Consider the following 18,503-nt stretch of genomic DNA (forward strand, 5'->3'; position numbering starts at 1 on the left):
CATGTGGTACATCTGGGATCTTTCCATTTTGCTCAGCGCCCTTTCCCTGGTGATCATGCTGTTCCTGATCGCGCGCCGGGTGCTGCAGGAACGCCGAGGCAGGGCCCAGATCGATCAGCGGCGCCAGCTTCACACGGCACTGATCGCCTTCACGGAAAACCGGGACCGCGAGGCCTTGAAGGTGGTGTTGCTCGCGGTGCCGGCGGGCGTGGCGATCGATGCCGGCTTCGAGTTCATTTCGCTGCTTCGCGGCGAGGAGTATGACGACGTCCTTGCCGCCTTCGACGAATGCGGCCTGCCGGCGCTTGTCGGCAAGCAGCTGGAAAAAGGCAACAGCGCCGAGCGCATGCACGCGGCCGAGATGCTTGCTGCGCTGCGTTCGGAAAACGCGGTGGCGAGCCTGCTCTCGGCGCTCGACCGTGATCGTTCGCGCGAGGTGAGGATCGCCGCCGCCATCGCGCTCTGCGATCTCGGCAGCCTGCCGCCGCTCGATATCGCGCTGGGCAAGGTCGGCGTGGCGGGACAGCGCTCGCGGCGCCTGATCGAGCTGTTCAGGCGCTTTCCGCCGGCGCGCTTCGAGGAGCTCAGGGATCATGCCGCGCGCACCGACGCGATACCCTTCATCCGGGCCGCCGCGATCGACGCGCTGGCTCATGCCGCCGGGTTCCATTTCGCCGATTTCTTCGCCCGCGCCACCGGTGATCAATCGCCCGAGGTCGCCGCCGCGGCGCTACGCGCGCTGGGCCTCACCGGGCACGCCGAGGCGCCTGCCATCCTGGCGAGCGCGATGGCCAACGGCGACTGGGACGTGCGCGCTGCCGCCGCTGATGCGGCCGGGCGCCTCGGGCTCGCCGGGCTCGCCGCGCCGCTCTCTGCGCTGATGGACGATGAGGCATGGACAGTGCGCTATGCCGCCGCCAACGCGCTGCGCTCGTTTGGCCAGCCGGGAGAACGGCTGCTGCGTGACATCGCTGCGAGCGAGGTCTCGCGCAGCCAGCGCACCGCCTCGCTCATCCTTGCCGAGGGGCCGGCCGCATGATGTCCGACTGGAGCCACGAGATCGTTCTGGCCGCCTCCATTCTGTCCTGGTTCATCATCGGGGCAGGGCTGGCGCAGACCACGATCTATCTGTTGCAGCTCATTATTGCGGCCTACGCGCTTTCCAGGCGCCCGCCGGTCGCGCGCTCGGCGCTGCTGTGGCACCGCTATGGCGATGTCGCGCCGCCGATCGCGCTCCTCGTACCCGCCTATAATGAGGAAGTGAACGTGGTCGAGAGCGTCCATTCGATGCTGGCGCTCGAGTATCCGAATTTCGAGGTGATCGTCATCAACGACGGTTCCAAGGACCACACGCTGCAGCGCCTGATCGAGGCCTTCAAGCTGGTGAAATTCCGCCGGCCTTATGAGGAGGCGCTGGCGCACGAGCCGATCCGCGGCCTCTATTCCTCGCCGATGACCGAGCGGCTGTTCGTGGTCGACAAGGAAAACGGCGGCAAGGCCGATGCCCAGAATGCCGGCATCAATGTCTGCCGCGCGCCGCTTTTCTGCGTGATCGACGGCGATTCCATCCTCGAGCCCGATGCGCTGATGCGCGCCGCCCAGCCCTTCATCGACGACCCCGAGCGCACCATCGCCGTCGGCGGCACGATCCGCATCGCCAACGGATCGAGGATCGAAGCCGGCAGGGTGCGCGAGATCCACCTGTCCAACCGCTTGCTGCCGTTGCTCCAGGTCGTCGAATATCTAAGGGCCTTTCTCATGGCCCGGCTGGCCTGGAGCCGCATCAACACGCTGATGCTGGTGTCCGGCGCCTTCGGCATGTTCCGCCGCACGGAGGTGGTGGCGGTGGGGGGCTTCACCAAGGGCTCGATGGGCGAGGACCTCGACCTCGTCATCAAGCTGCACCGCCACATGAGAGATGCCGGGCGCAAATACCGCATCCAGTTCATTCCGGAGCCGGTGTGCTGGACCGAGGCGCCGGAGACGCTGGGCGTGCTTGCCAGGCAGCGAACGCGCTGGCAGCGCGGCGCGCTCGAATGCTTCTTCCGTTACCGCTCCATGCTGTTCAATCCGCGCTATGGCCGCGTCGGCTTCCTCGGCTTCGGTCACATATTGGTTGTCGACGTGCTAGGGCCGGTAGCGGAGGTGCTGGGCTACATCCTGATCCCGGCATTCTGGCTGCTCGGCATCCTGTCGACCGAGTATCTGCTGGCTTTCACCTCGCTCATCTTCACCTACGGCGTCTGCGTCAGCGTGTGTTCCCTGGTTCTCGAAGAGGCCGAATTGCAGCGTTTTCCACGCGCCAGGGACCTCGCCGTGCTGACGGCCGTCGCCGTGATCGAGAATTTCGGCTACCGCCAGCTCAACAATTTCTGGCGCGTGAAGGGCTGGTGGCAATATTTGCGCGGCAACCAGGGGTGGGGCGAGATGACTAGAACCGGCCTGACCGGCGCCAAGAAATGAGCCCGGCCGGCCGCGTCATTCCAGAGTGCGCTCGATCTCCGCGATAAGCGTCTCGAGCGCGGCGCGGGCGGCGTGCGGCTGCTCGATCAGCAGCGTCTCCAGCTCGGACGCTCGTGCGCTGATACCCGGAAAGCCGAACGTTCCGGCAGCACCCGCCAGCGAGTGCGCTATCCTGACCAGCGGATCGCCCGCCTCCCGGGGCAAAGGGCCGCCCTCACATGCGATGGCCTTCAGCTGCCCGAGCTGATCGGCGCACCGGATAAGGAAGCGTTGCCGCAGGGGGGCGAAAGGATCGTTTGAGATGGGTGGTGCTCCAATGGGATGTCGAAACTATTCAAGCAGAAAGCGGGGTAGGTTTGAACTGGCTGCTTGTCGCGCACGACCTCTGCCCGAGGACTGCCCGAGGCCGCGGTTGCGCCAGAAGCGTCGTCGATGCTCAGAAATCGGCCTCCTCGAAGTATTTGGCCTTCAACCATGTGTTCGACGGTCCGCTCGTGTAGCTGCTGTCGGCGCGCTTCGAGATGATGCTCTTGAGCCCCACCTTCTCGATGGCGCGAAAGATCGCTGGCGCACTGCTCTCGAAATGCTCGCTGTACTGGATCTTGCCGAGGCCGTGCTCAACCAGTTGCCGTAGCGCCTGCTTGCGCTGCAGGAGGGGCAAGGAGACTAGATTGCGACCGTCGAGATGGAGGATGTCGAACGCGACGAACGCGAGCCGGCTCGGTTCGTTCCAGATCGCGGCTTCCAGCGAAGGGCAATCGTGGGCGCCCTCCTCGTCTGGCACAATGACATCGCCGTCGATAATGGCGGCCTGGCATGGCAGCTCGACAGCCAGCGCGATGGGCCAATATTTGGTGGTCCAGTCACGGCCGTTCTTGCTGTAGAGGCGCACGCCGCCTTTATCGATGATGATCTGCGTTCGGTAGCCGTCAAGATTGACCTCGTGAACCCATCCCTCATCTCCGGGCGGCTCCTCGACGCAAGTCGGGATCTGCGGCGGAATGAACTCCAGCCGGCGGCCGGTCGCCTTGGCACGCTTACTCAATGACGCCACCTTTGATCGCGCAACGGCGGCCAATCGGCACAGGCAGCCCGACATCCCCCCAACATGGACGCCTGCCGCCTGTGCCGAGCCCCCGCCGAGCCATTGCCAGCATCTGCGCACCAGGCCGAATTGTCGTTACCTTCGCATCCAAATACTTGTCATGGAGTACATATCTCACTCGGTGCGTCACTCTTGTAGTACGCAGTCCGTAGGCTGATTTCGGGCGACCAGGTTAAGGTCCGTTGAGATTCAGGTCAGGCCGAGCCGAGAATGGCGGGTTCCGAGAACCGGAACGGAGCGTACGTTTAGCTACTTGAGTACAGGAAGCGCGGGAAGTCGCCGTTCGCAGGCCGACCTCACCTGAATGTCAACAGACCTTAGTCCATCAAAAGCACCAGGGCGGGATGCAGCTTCTTCAGATTCGGCAAGGATTTCGATTGCCAGGGTATGTCGGGCGTTCCACGCACGACGAACCGAACATCGGGATGCTTGCGCACCTCGATGGTAAATTTCGCCAGCAGGTTGATGCCAGAAGAGTTGAGAAAGTGAAGGTCCTTTAAGTTGAGCGTCATGGAAGAGGGATTTGAGGCAAGAACACTGGTCGCCAGGGCCATGATAGGCGCGCCGGCTTCGGAACTGGCAAGCCGCATGACACCGTCGAAAAAAATATCGCTTCCTTCAAGCCACACGCGGTAGTCGTCTGTTTTGATTTCCATAGACTGGCTTCGCCTCAGCTAGTTGTGAGTTTGCGAGATCGGAATGGAGGCATATGTCTCCAGGCAAATCCGATCGCTTTCGTCGGCGGTGCTGAATATCCAAGCCATGCGTGCGCCATAGTCGCTCATCAACGTCAGCAATCCGAGTCCGGAGCCTGCCATGTCGGGGTTCGCGGCATTCGCTTCGATTCGCTGTATCAGCAGGTCCTTGGGGTCGCCAACCGTGATGTTCGCCAGGAGACTTTGGAACTCGGACACGTCATCACCATCGACGTCATTCAACACCTTGAGCTTGAAGTGCTCCGAATCCATCGATGCCTCGATCACGATCTCACCTTGTGCGCGAAACTTGACGGCATTTTCGATGAGCTCGTTGACCAGATATCCGATGCTATGGTGCACTTCCCTGTAGTCATTGCGGGACGCCTGAAAGCGCAACGCAAAAAGATCGGCGAAGAAGTCCGAGGTCGTGGCACAATGACGCCAACTCAAGTCGAGTGGTCCGTCGAACAGCCGCACACGACTGACACCTTCCATCGTCCCGATAGCAAGCTCAGATGTGCCGAACAGCGTGGTCATTTCTATGTGTGCCTTATGATCACGAGGGTGATGTCGTCATGGATCTTCTGGATTCCGATATGGGCCATCAGATCCTCGACGATTCCGGTTTTGATTTCCTCTGCGCTCCCGCCTTGACGTTTTCGTGCGCTCTGGCAAAGGCGCTCGAACCCGAACAGCCTTCTGTCCTGGTCTTCCGCCTCGGTCACACCGTCGGTGTGCAGCACGATCACGTCGCCGGTCCCGAACTTGATGTCATACGTATCAATGAACGGCGAGATGTCACTCTCCAGACCAACCGGCAGACCCAGATCAAGCGTGTCGATACGTTCGACTTCCCCGCCCGCACGGACGACAAGAACGTCCTCATGTTGGCCGGATAGCGTTACCCGTCCATCCTCAAAGTCAAGGAAGGCCAGCGAGAGATGCTTGTCGGTGTTCGTCCGCTCAATGTTCTTGTAGATCGCTCTGTTCAACCGATCCAGAAACTGGTGCGGATCCGCTTCGTTGGTCTCCTGCAACGCGCGTGCGACGGATTGGACCATCAGCATCAGCACGCCGCTTTCGAGACCATGACCGGTCACGTCGCCAATGCCGACCTTGACCCGTGAACCGTTCTGCAGAACGTCGTAGTAGTCGCCGCCGACCTCGTCTGCCGGCCGCATATACGCTGCGATCTCCAGCCCCGGAATCGCTTCGAGTTCGATTGGTTTCGGCAGGACCATCATCTGGATGTGTCTGGCAACCGCGAGTTCGGCACCGAGGCGGACGTTCTCGTCCCGCAACTTTTCGTTGAGTGCGGAAATCTCCTGATTGGCGTCCCCCAACTCCTTGGTTCGTTCGTCGACGAGTTGCTCGAGGTTTTCAGTGTGAAAGCTGATCTCCTCAGCCATCCGGTTGAAGGCAATCCCTGCCGCTCCAACCTCGTCGCGCGTTGGAATGCTCACGCGCACTGAATAATCTTTGGACTGGAGCTTCTGGGCGGCACTGGCAAGCGCCCTCAGGCCCGCTGTGATCCGCTTCGAAATTCCGAGCACGGCCGCAAAGACAATCAGAAGCGAAACGATGATCGCACCGACCTGAAACAGCAGGATGCGATTGGTTGCGCGCGAAATACTCTCCTGCGCGGCGAACAGGGACGCATAGATCTCCCGTTCGGGAACGACGATCCCGACCGACATCGTTTCGGACTTAATCGGTCCCGAACTCCACAGATTGGTCGGCTTCAATCTCTTGAGGACAACGATGTAGGGAACGTGTTCGCCCTTGTTGTCGAGCATGATGTGCTGGATGACACCGTCATTGTTCTGGTCGAGAGGCAGCGACGCGATAGCCGGCTGCGTACTTCCCCGCAGAGACCTTTCCAAGCCGGTGACGCCCTGCGTGCCGGCATCGCTCGATGAAGTCAGGCCGATGATCGTCTGGCCAGACGGATTGATCGCCACCACATTGCCGGTCGACATCGTGAGAAAGCCGAATCCGGTTTGAGCGATCTTCACCCTTTCGACGACTTCCGCCAGCTGATCGAGCGTAATGTCTGCTCCCGCCGTGCCGGCGATACCGGTGCGATCAAGCGTCCACAGCGGGTGGAAAAAGCTGACGATCAGCTTTCCCGTGATCGCATCCGTGTAAGGCGCTGTCTGGGTAATGTCGTCAGGAACCGGACGGGAGGCAGGATCCTTGGCCCATTGCTGCCATGAACCATAGATACCCGGAAAGAAGAATTCCCAGAACTCCGCCTTGTTGTGGCCCGGATAGAGCTTGTCGAAGGTCTGCGCCTGGTCCGTATACGGAACCGTCCTGAAGATGGGCCGTTCTTTTGGACCAATATAGTACATCTGCAATTTGGACGACCCGCTGGCCATGAGGGTCGGCGCGACGAGATCGATCACGGTACTGTCTTCTATCTCCTTCTGAACGCCCGGTAGCGGGGTATGGTCGGCACCCAGCAGGTAGCCCCAGACGCTCACCACGGAAGGCGCGCCCGGCAGATTCTGCGCCCAATTGCCCTGCGCGTCGTAGACGATCTTCACGGAGCCGGGCGCCTGATGCGAAAGCGTCGCTCCGACCTGTTGCTGCCTACTCGGATCGTCGATCTGGGCCTGCAGCACGCCGGCCAGCGCCTTGACGTCGCCATGAACCCGATCGAGCAACAGGTCGACGCTCAACGCCGTCGATTGCGCATAGGAACGAATGTATTCCTGGTTTGCGGTCGTCAGGCCCTCACCGACTTCGGATGTGGCATCGCGCGACAGCTTTTGAACGTTCCAAAGCGCCAGACCGCCGCTCAGCAGGAGGTCGAACAGGACGGCGCCGCCAACGACCAATACGAATTTCGCTCGAAAGGAGCGCAGGCCGAAGCGCGGTGTGGGCTCATTGTCGGCTTTCATTGTGGCCGTTGCCCCGATGCGACCCAGATCGGCCAACCCGCGTAACCCTTGGGGTGGAGTGCAGCGAAAATGTGGTCCTGGAAGCCCTGCCGGAACCGTGCGATGAACTCCGGTCCGTCGCCGCGTCGGGTCGCCATCTCGCCCGCATAGACATCCGCCCAGGCCACAATGACATCGGCGAAGTCCTGCGGATCGCCGTCAAGGTTAGTGACCATGAACGACTCCACACGTATATCTTCGAACCCGGCTTCGACCAGGTATCGCCGACTCTTGGGCCCGAGCTCGACGTCCATCTCGAAATGCCTGAACAGCTTCGCCACCTCGTTGTAGGTCCAACGAATGCTTTCGGCGCGCGGCTCGCCGAGGCAATGCGAATTCTTCTCGTTGGTAATGTAGACCCGCCCGCCCGGCTTGCATATGCGGTAGAGCTCCTTGAGGATGAGTTCAGGCCGATTGAAGATTTGAAGGGAATGCCGGCAGGTGACCAGGTCGAACTGCGCCTCGTCGAGCAGCATCTCCGATGCATCGCCATAGGTATACTCGATGCCCCGGATATCGAACTCCTTCATCACGCGTCGAGCATAGCTGAGGCTTGACATGGAGTGGTCGAGGGCGACGATCCGCGACGGCTGGAACTCCTTCTGCACGAGCACGGCGAAATCTCCGATCCCACAACAGATGTCGGCCATGACGATCCCGGGCCTCATGCCGTGTCGCGGCAAGATTGCGCGCTCGTGGCGCCAGGTCATCTTTGTTTGCGTGCGCAGGATCGGAACGAACGCGCCTTCCTCGAGGAAGCCCTGCCCCGGATAGAATTGACTGTCATACTCCTCGACCGTGATGTTCGGTTCGATTCCGCTCAAGCGACGGAATTTTCGCGAACTCCATCCGACGACGCTTGACGTGATGACGACGAATTTGAGATCAGGGCGAGCGCGGCAGGCATCGATGATGATCCTCGAAAAGGCGTGAAACGCAGCGCTGTTCATCTGCGTCAGGCGTCTGACATTGACATAGAGAACGCCGCGCACACGACCGATCGCATCGCGAAGCAATGCTATGCTGGGGCCAAGCTCATCGATCGCCTGAGGCCGGACCACCCCCGATATGGAGAACTCCTGGTTGTTCGCGTCGTATTGCGCCTTGAAGCGCGGGAGAAGGTCGTACGGGCCCAATTTTACTGGCCCTCAAGCGGAAGATCCACGACAAGCTTGATTGCATCGCCGTCGGCTTCCTCGACCCAGAGTGTCGCGTTGTAGTCGACAGCCAGTTCCAGGAGGACCATCTCCCGGCTGGGCGCAAGATCCCCAGACACCGAGTTAAGGTATCGCTCCTTGGCCTCGAATGCTGCGACTTGCGACAGGGCCTCTTGGTAGAATTGGCGCTCCCCTGGCAGGCAAGGGAATGTCAGCTCGATCCTATCCGTGGCGCCATGGCGAGACACCCTGCACGCCAATTCGCCGTCGGCAAGGCGCGTGCGAAAGGCGACTTCCAGCAGTTCGTTAAAGGCAGAGGAAAAGAGATTTGAATGCCGGACCGAGTCTGATCTATTTTGACTGATCATCCGCGCCATGTATGTCGAGACATAGTCGCAGTGTCTCCAAGCGGAGACGAAAGCCTTGATTTCCATGTCGACCTGGATCATGGGCTCAAACGTCGGCTCGCCAGCCAGGTCATGTTGAACAGGTCCCATCGGCATATTCCCTTGTTTCGTCGATATGAGCCCTGGTTGAGCCATGACCTCCGAGATGGAAAATTTCACCGCGCCCATCATGAGCCAGTCTCGCACCGACTCGAAGAATTGTGCGGTATCTGCCTCGATCGTTTCTACAAATCTCCATTTCACCGTTAACAAAGAGTGCAAGGCGCTAGACCGCCCGATTTGCCTCCATCGCGCGTACCACTCTCAGCGGGGACCGCCTGATGAAATCGCTGGTCGCCTCGGCTCCGAGCGGCCGACCCAGGAAATTGCCCTGCAGGCAATCGCAGTTCTCCTTGATCAGCCACCGTGCCTGTACCGACGTCTCGACCCCCTCGGCGGTGACGCTTATTCCCAGGCCGTGCGCCAGACTTATGATCGATCGCACGATCGTCTGGCTCTTGAGGTCGGTGTCTAGGTCTGCAATGAAGTATTGGTCTATCTTCAATGTGTCGAATGGAAAGTTCTTGAGGTAACTCAACGACGAATAGTATGTTCCGAAATCGTCGAGCGAAATTCGTATTCCTAAGACATTCAGAGTATTTAACGTGTCGATATTGTCGATCGTCTTCTCAAGAAGAACCGTCTCCGTTATCTCAAGTTCAAGTCTGTCTGCCCGGATTCCAACTGCATCGATGATCTGAGCGACCGTGTCTGTCAGCGTGCCGCTAAGGAACTGAGCCGGCGAGAGGTTGACTGCGACTGTCAGCGAGGAAGGCCAGGTCAATGCCTGGCGACAGGCTTCCTCGAGCACCCATCGTCCAATCTGATCCATCAGGCCGTCGGCTTCGGCGATCGGTATGAACACGCCGGGAGGAATGATTCCGACCTCGGGGTGCCGCCACCGCAACAGCGCTTCGAAACCGATTACCGACGCGGGAGGGCGAATGAGCGGCTGATACTCCAGATAAAGCTCGCCCCGCTCCAGCGCGGTTCGAAGGCTGCGCCTCAGATTCTCGCGTTGCTCGAGTAAGAGCAGCATCGAGCGGTTGAATGTTCGAGCGCAACCGCGTCCATCTGTCTTGGCTGCGTAAAGAGCAATGTCAGCGGCTTTCATCAACTGCTCGCCATCGGTCCCGTGTTCCGGCCCGAAAGCAATTCCGATGCTCGAGCCGACGAAGACGGGGATGCCGTTGATGACGAAGGGGATCTTGAAGGCGTCGACCAGCGACCCGGCGAGGCGCTCAGCCTCTGCTGGCTGCTCCCTTCCCAATTGGATGACAGCGAACTCATCGCCGGCATACCGGTACGCGGATTCGCCGTCCTGCAGCGCGTCGCGGATACGGCCCGCAGCCAGCTGAAGAAGCGTATCGCCCGCTCCATGGCCGAGCGTATCGTTGACCGATTTGAAATCGTCAAGGTCGATCTGCAGCAGGGCGGCTTTCGGCTTTGGTTCACCGAGGGTCGCCAGGGCCTGCTGCAACTGCTCGCCGAATCGCCGCCGATTCTGCAGTCCAGTCAGCACGTCATGCGTCGCCAGATGGAGCAGAATTCCATGCTCCTGCTCCTCCGCCGCGCTTCGCCCGCCATGCTTCCTTGATTCGATGATCCCCACACCATTTGCGGTGCCGAAGACGAAAACGGACCGGGGCGCTTCGCCCGATGATGGCGGCAAGTCGATGCTTGCCGGAGAGCCGCCCTGGAACACCCGAAGAAATTCGTCGCGGCACCTCGCATCGAGGAAGCTCGGGTAGATCGCCCAGATGGCGGCGCCCGTCGCCACCACGCCTCCGTATACGCCTTTGAGCTTGGTTGCGTAGTGTGTGAGACAGAAGTCGCGGTCATAGAACGACAAGAGTTCGGTCGTGTTCGCCAAAAGGTCAGCGAGAAGCGCTTCGCCCGGACGCGGAGCATCGCTTGAGGAAGGCCCCTCACTCTCCGAGCCGACGCCTGATGCCTCTGGGTGCAAGAACCACCTCGGTGCGAATCCACGTCCCCCAAATGTAGAAATAGCATAACCGCCAGACTTGGCAAACTTTCCACTTGCAGTCTTAACAAGTGCCGACGCGGCGTAGTTGCAATGTATGCTCCGCTGCGGTTGGCGGCGACAACGATGAACAGTCCAGTTGGTTACTAAATCGAAAATTGGCGGGAATTGGCTATATGATTGACGGCGTGGTGGACGGGACACGAAATATTCTCGCCCATGACACGGCTGGCTCGGCCCTGTGTTGAGCCCGCTCAATCTCGATCATCGCCGGTCCTGCACTCAGCTTCCGAGCGCTTTGAGCCAACCTTCAAAGGAAGAGGTCTTCTCGCGTTCAGCAAGCGAAACAGAGTGGGCGGGGCGCGGCAACATCATGGTACTGCGGCCTTCTCGGGGGCTGTAACCGAATTCCTTGCTGAATGCCCGGCTGAAATTAGCCGCTGAACTAAACCCGAAGGTCTCAGCAATATCAACAATTCGCCGACTGTCCGCCGGGTCGCTGAGCGCAACATGGGCTGCCAGAAGTCGGCGACTTTGTATGTAGTGGAGAACACCCCCGCTCGGTTCGAACAATTGATAGAGACGGGAGCGTGATACGCCGAGAGCCCTGCACATTGAATCCGGCGTCAAATGAGCCGCATCCAGATTGTTTTGGACGTATCGACGCGCTCGCTCCATCAGCCCGACGCTCGCCAATTGTTCGGCGGCCGCAGCATGGTCCGCCGGAGGCGCGAGGCAGGCAATGATCATGCTGCGGGTTGCGTGTACGATGCGGGGCAGATCTTCAGCCGTGAGACTGCGCAGTCTTGCTTCGACGCTATTGACGTAGTCGGCCAAGAGGTCGGCAAAGTTGCCGGACAGAATTGAATTGTTCTTTGCGTCGAGGGTTGATGCCGCATCAGAGAACAAATCGCGCGGCAGATAGAGGAAGAGACTTTCCGAGTCCGTTACCCTCCCTCGAAACGGGTAGCCAAGCGATCTGATCTCCAATTTGCCTGACTGGGTCTCCGCAACGCGGCGATCGACCTCCGTCCACGACCGGCCAGTGCGTGACAAGACGATATACCAATGATCGATTGAACTGGATCGGAGCTTGGCGGCCGAACGGATGTAGCTATGTGCCGGCGCGCGCTGCTGAACGATCAGCATTCCACCGAGATTCCAAGCTGTGTGGGAGGCGGGAAAGCCATCGTCCGGCGATTTGTCATCCGGCAATCTGACATCGACAAGCGGCGCCATATGCAGTTGCCAAGCGGCGAATTGATCGCGTGGCGCCAGTTCGAGCGTTGAGAAGGCCAGAGGTTCGAGCACTGGCACGAGCGATGGAGCGGCCTCATCGTGGGGTTGACCTTCGCGCGGCCAGCGACGCCTATCACGGTCCCGCGGCTGCCTCGCTGGGGCCTCGTCTTGCCTCTTAGTATCCATCGCGTGGTGCCATATCCGAATCGGGTATGCCCATGCCCCTCTCAATCATGTGGTGTATTTCAGCCATCTGGCAAGACTGGCGGAACTCGAGTCGACCGAAACGGCGATCCGCTGGATTGCAGTAAGAAATGCATTCCGAGATAAGTTTATGGATGCGAAGCTAACGACACTCTTCAACTCGATGCATATAGAATCTGGCATCGTGAACTAGGAGTTGAGGAAGCCGCGAAATGAACACAAAACTCAACAGCGAAGCTCGGCGCAAGATAATTCTTGATGGATACGGTAACAACGAGCCGTTGAAGGTTATTGCGGAAAGGATCGGATGCTCACTGGCGAGTCTGAAAGTCACCGCCAGTAAGCTCGGATGCACTCGAACTCCGAAAGAGGCGGCGGAATTTCGGCGCGGTTTTCACGTCCCGGAAAACAAACGGCGAGATTACTACCAGCTTATGATTGCTGGGCAGTATAGAGCTCGCGAGTGTGCGGTGATTTTGGGACTCCTAACAGAGGAATCATCAGGCAACAGGTAACTGATTCCAATACACTGTGGACGATATTTTCGCTTGAGAATTGCATCGCGTCAGCGGTTCATCAGCAAAGCCCGCCGCAAGTAAGGGGCGGGCCCTGAAAGGTTCGCACAGATGCTGCGTCGACGTTTCAATCGCACCTGCCTGAGCCCTCACGATCTGGCTATTTGCGAACGCGTGTTCGAACAGGTCTGCTCGGATGAGAAGCTCGACCCTTTGGACCCGGACGCCGAAATCTTGGCGGTGATGGTTGTGTCCATTTTTCGAAATGCTCGCACCAGCGAGCGCGAGCTGCTGGAGGCGGTCAGGTCTCGTCGGCAAAGGCTCCGGCAACCGGGCACCCGAGCAATTTCAGGAAAAGTGTGAAGCGGCTTGGCTTGTCGCGGCGGCGTGACGGTATGATCGGAATTGGTCACGGCGGGCTCGGGGTGGCCCCAGCGCACAAATCATCCCCCGGTCAGCGCTTCTATGTCGTGGCGCAGTTTCAGGATAGCCGCCGTGAGGCCGGCCTCGCCTTGTTTGAAGCGCGTCGACGGCGTCGGGATCGACACGCCGTAGAAGTCCCCCTTCCAGTCCTTGAAGGCGATACCGACCGCCGAAATGCCTGATGTATGTTCATCGCGGTCGAAGGCGACACCGTGCTGTCGGACTTGCGCAATTTCTTCGATGAAGCCACGCATGTCGCGCTTGATGCCCGCGCGCGCCCATTCGCCGCGCGCGAAGCGCTCCACCGCGTCGTCATCCATCAGCGCCAGGCAGGCCTTGCCGTTCGCGGTTGTCGTCAGCGGGAACGTTTCCCCGACTGAGGAAACCGCGCGCAACCTTTGCGTGCCAGCGATCTGGTCGATGAAGATCAGGATGTTGCCACGCAGGATCGACAGGTCGACGGTCTCCTCGGTATCGCGCGACAGGTCCTGAAGCAGCGGCCGGATGGTTTCCGCGATGTTGTAGTGGGCGGATTCTGCGAGCGAATGCAACTCGGGCCCGAGCCTTATGCCTGAGCCGGCGCTCGAAGCGATCACCAGCCGCTCGGCTTGAAGCGCGCCGACGATGCGCTGCACGGTCGATCTCGGCAGGTCGACCCGTTCGGCGATCTGGCCGAGGCTCATCCCGGTCTGCGAACCCTTCAGCGCCCGCAGCACCGATGCCGCGCGCGCGATGACTTGAATGCCGTTCCTCGCCTCGGCTGTATCGGCTTCCGACATCGTCCTGCTCCAACTCTCCGAAGTCTGGCGTTTGCCACGGAAACCCTGGGCGCGCCAGCCTCATTGTGGGTTTCGTAAACCGTATCATGATACAGCTTGACTGCGATACGGTACATATGTATCAAATTGCAGTACAGGAAACTCGGGAGGAGCTTTCCATATTTCAATCTGCAGACCTGGCCCTGCCTCGGTGGGGGATGGAGGATTTTGTCATGACGATCACGGTTCGCGGCATCGAATTCCAGAGCAATCTGGACAATCCGATGGGCATCGAATTCTACAATCTGTCGCATCGTTTCGGCTACCAGTGCCCGAACTGGCCCTATTTCCGCGACGTCCGCATCGAGCGCATGGACTACATGGCCAAGTCCGGCGTGCTGTCGCAGACCATCACCACGACCATGCATGTGACGACGCATATCGACGCGCCGGCGCATGTCGTGCAGGGCACCCCCTTCATCGACGAAGTGCCGCTGCCGCATTTCTTCGGCTCCGGCATCGTCGTGTCGCTGCCGAAGAACAAGTGGGAACAGATCACCGCAGACGACCTCGAAAAGGCCTGCGGCAAGGCAATCCGCAAGGGCGACGTGCTGATCATCAACACCGGCTGGCACAAGGTCTACGAAGACGGCGATTATTTCCCCTACTGCCCGGGCTTCGTGCCCTCGGCCGCCGACTGGATGATCGAGAAGGGCGTCAAGGTGGTGGGGCACGACACCCAGGCCAATGACCATCCGCTGGCCACCGCCATCGGGCCGCAGCGCAACGGTCCGCTGCTGCCGCATCTGGCGGAGGAGTACAAGCAGTGGTCGGGCGGCATCGACTGGAAAGATGCTTTCCCCGAATGGGAGCCGGTGCACCAGAAGATATTCAAGGCGGGCATCCTCGGCATCGAGAATGTCGGCGGCGATCTCGATGCCGTCACCGGCAAGCGCTGCACCTTCGCCTTCTTCCCGATCAACTGGGACCGCGGCGATGGCTGCATTATCCGCCTAGTGGCGATGATCGACAAAGGCCAGAAATACCGCATCGAGCCCGGCGAGGCGTTCTGATGCTTGCCAAACGCTTTGCCGACGCAAAGCCCTACTTGGCGCCCAACCATCGCGACGTTGTTGGGCTTCGTCTCCAGGGCTTCGAGGCAGGCGGCCCGGAGAACCAGTGGGTCGGCCTGTCGCAATTCCTTCCGTGGGGTGGAGCAGGGCCGGACTCGACGCCGTTCGAAAAAGTCTACGTCGTCCTCGAGGGGCAAATGACGGTGATCGCTAATGGCGTCGAGACGGTCCTGCAGAAATATGATTCCTGCACCATCGCACCAGGCGAAGTGCGCGAGATCGTCAATCGCACGAACCATGTCTGCACGATGCTGGTCGTCATTTCCCTATCCGCCCGGAGCGAAGCCATGAGCGACCTGAAGACCAGGAATGCGAAGCCATGAGCGACCTGAAGACCAGGAATGCGAAGCCATGAGCGACCTGAAGACCAGAGGTGGGAAGCCATGAGCGACTTTCTAAAGAAACCACTGTCGCTGTTCGACATTGCCGGCGAGGTTGCAATCATCACGGGCGCATCCGGCGCCTTCGGCGCACTGGCCTCGCAGGTCCTTGCCGGAGCGGGAGCAAAACTCGCCATTGTTGCGGGCAGCGCAAAGGCCCTGGAGGACACGGCGGCAGCGTGTCGTGAACTCGGCGCCGAGGTCGAAGCGATCAATGCTCGCCCGTCCGATGAGGCCGCCTGCGAGGCGATCATATCGAAGACGGTCGAACGTTTCGGCCGAGTCGACATTCTCGTCGTTGCGTCAGGCAAGAACGACGTCGCGAAAATCACCGAGATGGCGCCGGCCCGGTTCCTGGACGTGATGGATGCCAACGTCACGCAATCCTGGCTGATGGCGCGCGCCGCCGGCAAGCAGATGCTGGCGCAAGGCGAGGGCGGCAAGATGGTGCTGATGTCCTCGGCGCGCGGCCTGCTCGGCCATCCCGCCGGATACACCGCCTATTGCGCGTCGAAGGCCGCCGTCGACGGCATCACCAGGGCGCTCGGCTGCGAGTGGGGGGCGACCGGCATCACAGTCAACGCCATCGCGCCGACCGTCTTCCGCTCGCCGCTGACAGCCTGGATGTTCGAGGATACGGAAAACGCCCAAACTGTCCGCAAGGGGTTTCTGGCGCGCGTACCCAAGGGCCGCCTCGGCGAGCCTCAGGACCTGGCCGGGCCCCTGCTGTTTCTGGTCTCGAAGGCGTCGGATTTCTACACCGGCCACACGCTTTACGCCGATGGCGGCTATACGGCAGGCTGAGGCATGACCCGAGCCAAGCAAACCATCGCGATCGTCGGCGCCGGCCTCATGGGCCATGGCATCGCTCAGGTCTTTGCAAGGGCCGGCCATCGCGTCCGCGTCTTCGACGCGCAAGCGATGGCTCTTGATACGCTGCAGTCGCGCATCGCGAAAAACCTCGCTGACCTGGGTTTCGGGATCGGCTCGGAACGCAACGTGTCCGGCCACGCCGATCTCGCCGAGGCCGTCGCCGTTGCCGATATCGTCATCGAGGCGGCGCCGGAAAAGCTTGAGCTGAAACGCTCGATCTTTGCCGAGTTGGTTCGGCTGGCGCCGAAATCGGCGCTGCTTGCCTCCAACACATCGGTCATTCCGATCGGCCAGATCGCCGAAGGGCTGGAAACACGCGCGCGTATTCTCGGTACACATTGGTGGAATCCGCCCTTCCTGGTGCCGCTGGTCGAAGTGGTGGGATCCCCCGATACATCACCCGAGGCGATCGCCGCGATGATCGCCCTCTTGTCGTCGGTGGGCAAAACACCGGTGCATGTGAGGAAGGATGTTCCAGGCTTTGTCGGCAACCGGCTTCAGCACGCGCTGTGGCGCGAGGCAATCGCCATCGTTGCGGAGGGCATCGCCGATGCAGAGACCGTCGACACGGTCGTCAAGGCCAGTTTCGGCCGGCGGCTCGCGGTGCTCGGTCCGCTCGAGAATGCCGATCTCGTCGGCACCGATCTGACGCTCGACATCCACAATGTGGTTCTCCAGCATTTGAACCGCTCGCCTGAGCCGTCGCCTTACCTTAGCGATCTCGTCGCGTCGGGCAGGCTCGGCATGAAGTCGGGCGAAGGGTTTCGCAACTGGACCGACGAACAGGCCGGTGGGCTGCGGGGCACGGTATTTTCCTATCTGAGAAATTTCGCATCAACGCCAACAGGCTCGGGAGGAGACCATGGTGAAGACGATGAAAGCAGCCGGCGCGGAGCATAAGGTCACGCGCCGCAACTTTTTGAAGACTGCGGCCGGGACGGCGCTTGCCGCACCGGCAATCCTCAGCATGACGCGCGCCTATGCCGACACGCCGACCATCAAGGTCGGCTATGTCAGCCCGAAGACCGGACCGCTTGCCGGTTTCGCGGAAGCCGACGATTACATCGTCGGCGGCATCAACAAGGCCTTCGCCGGCGGACTGCAGAACAATGGCAAGTCGTGGGCGGTCGAAATCATCGTCCGCGACAGTCAGTCGAACCCGAACCGCGCCGCCGAGGTCGCTTCGCAGTTGATCCTCAAGGACGAGGTCGACATCCTGCTGGGCGCCGCGACGCCCGACACGACCAATCCGGTTTCCGACCAGGCGGAGATCAACGGCAAGCCATGCATCACCACGGATTGCCCCTGGCAGCCCTACTTCTTCGGCCGCGGCGGCAAGCCGGACAAGGGCTTCGAGTCGACCTATCATTTCTTCTGGGGGCTGGAAGACGTCATCGCCAATTTTACCGCGCTGTGGAACCATCCCGGCGTCGAGAAGAAAGTCGGCGGGCTGTTCCCCAACGATGCCGATGGCAATGCCTGGGGCGACGCCGAGCTCGGCTTCCCCAAACCGCTCGCGGCAGGCGGTTTCGCGCTCACCGATCCGGGCCGCTATCAACCGCTGAGCGACGATTTCTCGGCACAGATATCGGCCTTCAAGGCCGCCAATGCCGAAATCATCACCGGCGTGATGATCCCGCCGGACTTCGGCACCTTCTGGGCGCAGGCTGGCCAGCAAGGTCTCAAGCCAAAGATCGTCACCGTCGGCAAGGCTCTGCTGTTCCCCTCGGCCGTGGCGGCGCTGGGCGAGCGCGGCAACGGCTTGTCCTCCGAGATATGGTGGTCGCCCAACCATCCCTTCGTCTCATCGCTCGACGGCATGACCTCGAAAGCCCTTGCCAATGGCTACACCGCCGCGACAGGCAAGCCGTGGACGCAGCCGATCGGCTTTCGCCATGCGCTGTTCGAAGTGGTGGCGGACGTGGTCAAGCGCGCGGCCGATCTGGAGGACGCGGCCGCGATCGTCGAGGCGATCCGCGCCACCAGCCTGAAGACCATCGTCGGCACGATCGACTGGTCGAAGGGGCCGGTGAAGAACGTCTCCAAGACACCGCTCGTCGCGGGCCAATGGCACCGCAGGGATGACAAGCTGGAACTGGTGATCACCACCAACACCCAGGCGCCGGAAATTGCGGTCGGCGGCGAACTCGTCCTTCTGTAAGCTTCGGGCGGCGGCCGTG

The 18,503-nt window shown here is 60.7% G+C and carries 19 protein-coding genes; 9 read left to right on the forward strand and 10 right to left on the reverse strand.

Going from position 1 to position 18,503, the window contains the following annotated elements:
* Position 1 precedes the first annotated feature (1 nt).
* Together D3242_RS26205 and D3242_RS26210 are read left to right on the forward strand one after the other, a co-directional pair.
* Entirely contained in the window at positions 2 to 1,039 is a 1,038-nt protein-coding gene (locus tag D3242_RS26205; protein WP_064986239.1) for a HEAT repeat domain-containing protein, read from the forward strand.
* Positions 1,036 to 2,463, forward strand: a complete 1,428-nt coding sequence (locus tag D3242_RS26210; RefSeq protein ID WP_064986241.1) for a glycosyltransferase family 2 protein — start codon at positions 1,036 to 1,038, stop codon at positions 2,461 to 2,463. The genes D3242_RS26205 and D3242_RS26210 overlap by 4 nt, the downstream gene beginning before the upstream one ends.
* A 15-nt stretch (positions 2,464 to 2,478) precedes the next feature.
* Here D3242_RS26210 and D3242_RS26215 read toward each other — a convergent pair whose 3' ends face one another.
* From D3242_RS26215 to D3242_RS26255, 9 genes are all read right to left on the reverse strand, one after another.
* Complete coding sequence (locus D3242_RS26215) at positions 2,479 to 2,781, reverse strand: Hpt domain-containing protein (protein WP_080643801.1); 303 nt, start codon at positions 2,779 to 2,781, stop codon at positions 2,479 to 2,481.
* A gap of 118 nt (positions 2,782 to 2,899) precedes the next feature.
* Complete coding sequence (locus tag D3242_RS26220) at positions 2,900 to 3,541, reverse strand: ATP-dependent DNA ligase (protein ID WP_223217874.1); 642 nt, start codon at positions 3,539 to 3,541, stop codon at positions 2,900 to 2,902.
* A 344-nt stretch (positions 3,542 to 3,885) separates the two neighbouring features.
* The gene (locus D3242_RS26225) at positions 3,886 to 4,224 is read right to left on the reverse strand and encodes a slr1659 superfamily regulator (protein WP_019860251.1); all 339 of its coding nucleotides are present in this window, start codon (positions 4,222 to 4,224) and stop codon (positions 3,886 to 3,888) included.
* Positions 4,225 to 4,242: 18 nt separating this feature from the next.
* Complete coding sequence (locus tag D3242_RS26230; RefSeq protein WP_019860250.1) at positions 4,243 to 4,803, reverse strand: slr1658 superfamily regulator; 561 nt, start codon at positions 4,801 to 4,803, stop codon at positions 4,243 to 4,245.
* 2 nt (positions 4,804 to 4,805) lie between these two features.
* Positions 4,806 to 7,172, reverse strand: coding sequence for a SpoIIE family protein phosphatase (locus tag D3242_RS26235; protein WP_064986245.1), 2,367 nt, complete (start codon positions 7,170 to 7,172; stop codon positions 4,806 to 4,808).
* A complete protein-coding gene (locus D3242_RS26240; protein WP_019860248.1) occupies positions 7,169 to 8,347 on the reverse strand; it encodes a class I SAM-dependent methyltransferase in 1,179 nt (392 codons plus the stop codon). The genes D3242_RS26235 and D3242_RS26240 overlap by 4 nt, the downstream gene beginning before the upstream one ends.
* Positions 8,348 to 8,349: 2 nt before the next feature.
* Positions 8,350 to 8,865 carry a hypothetical protein gene (locus D3242_RS26245; RefSeq protein WP_027047220.1) on the reverse strand — a complete coding sequence of 172 codons (516 nt, stop codon included), beginning with the start codon at positions 8,863 to 8,865 and terminating at the stop codon, positions 8,350 to 8,352.
* 175 nt (positions 8,866 to 9,040) lie between these two features.
* Complete coding sequence (locus D3242_RS26250) at positions 9,041 to 10,780, reverse strand: putative bifunctional diguanylate cyclase/phosphodiesterase (RefSeq protein WP_020628984.1); 1,740 nt, start codon at positions 10,778 to 10,780, stop codon at positions 9,041 to 9,043.
* 300 nt (positions 10,781 to 11,080) lie between these two features.
* Positions 11,081 to 12,223, reverse strand: a complete 1,143-nt coding sequence (locus tag D3242_RS26255; RefSeq protein ID WP_064986247.1) for a helix-turn-helix domain-containing protein — start codon at positions 12,221 to 12,223, stop codon at positions 11,081 to 11,083.
* Between the two features lie 230 nt (positions 12,224 to 12,453).
* On the opposite strand from D3242_RS26255, the gene D3242_RS33355 reads away from it, so the two are divergent.
* A complete protein-coding gene (locus D3242_RS33355) occupies positions 12,454 to 12,756 on the forward strand; it encodes a hypothetical protein (protein ID WP_069091344.1) in 303 nt (100 codons plus the stop codon).
* 111 nt (positions 12,757 to 12,867) lie between these two features.
* Positions 12,868 to 13,119 carry a hypothetical protein gene (locus tag D3242_RS33360; RefSeq protein ID WP_147377491.1) on the forward strand — a complete coding sequence of 84 codons (252 nt, stop codon included), beginning with the start codon at positions 12,868 to 12,870 and terminating at the stop codon, positions 13,117 to 13,119.
* Between the two features lie 80 nt (positions 13,120 to 13,199).
* Here D3242_RS33360 and D3242_RS26260 read toward each other — a convergent pair whose 3' ends face one another.
* Positions 13,200 to 13,958, reverse strand: a complete 759-nt coding sequence (locus D3242_RS26260; protein WP_064986248.1) for an IclR family transcriptional regulator — start codon at positions 13,956 to 13,958, stop codon at positions 13,200 to 13,202.
* A gap of 212 nt (positions 13,959 to 14,170) precedes the next feature.
* Here D3242_RS26260 and D3242_RS26265 point away from each other — a divergent pair, with 212 nt between their 5' ends.
* From D3242_RS26265 to D3242_RS26285, 5 genes are read left to right on the forward strand one after another with little or no spacing between them, the layout of a single operon-like run.
* Positions 14,171 to 15,010 (forward strand): cyclase family protein, encoded by an 840-nt coding sequence (locus tag D3242_RS26265; RefSeq protein WP_064986486.1) that lies wholly within the window; start codon positions 14,171 to 14,173, stop codon positions 15,008 to 15,010.
* The gene (locus D3242_RS26270) at positions 15,010 to 15,393 is read left to right on the forward strand and encodes a cupin domain-containing protein (RefSeq protein WP_064986249.1); all 384 of its coding nucleotides are present in this window, start codon (positions 15,010 to 15,012) and stop codon (positions 15,391 to 15,393) included. The genes D3242_RS26265 and D3242_RS26270 overlap by 1 nt, the downstream gene beginning before the upstream one ends.
* Positions 15,394 to 15,453: 60 nt before the next feature.
* Complete coding sequence (locus D3242_RS26275) at positions 15,454 to 16,254, forward strand: SDR family NAD(P)-dependent oxidoreductase (RefSeq protein WP_064986251.1); 801 nt, start codon at positions 15,454 to 15,456, stop codon at positions 16,252 to 16,254.
* Between the two features lie 3 nt (positions 16,255 to 16,257).
* Positions 16,258 to 17,223, forward strand: a complete 966-nt coding sequence (locus tag D3242_RS26280) for a 3-hydroxyacyl-CoA dehydrogenase family protein (protein ID WP_038644723.1) — start codon at positions 16,258 to 16,260, stop codon at positions 17,221 to 17,223.
* Positions 17,186 to 18,484 carry an ABC transporter substrate-binding protein gene (locus D3242_RS26285; RefSeq protein WP_064986254.1) on the forward strand — a complete coding sequence of 433 codons (1,299 nt, stop codon included), beginning with the start codon at positions 17,186 to 17,188 and terminating at the stop codon, positions 18,482 to 18,484. Before D3242_RS26280 ends, D3242_RS26285 begins: the two co-directional genes overlap by 38 nt.
* Positions 18,485 to 18,503: the final 19 nt, after the last annotated feature.

This window comes from Mesorhizobium jarvisii, assembly GCF_003601985.1.
GTDB classification, from domain to species: Bacteria; Pseudomonadota; Alphaproteobacteria; order Rhizobiales; family Rhizobiaceae; genus Mesorhizobium; species Mesorhizobium jarvisii.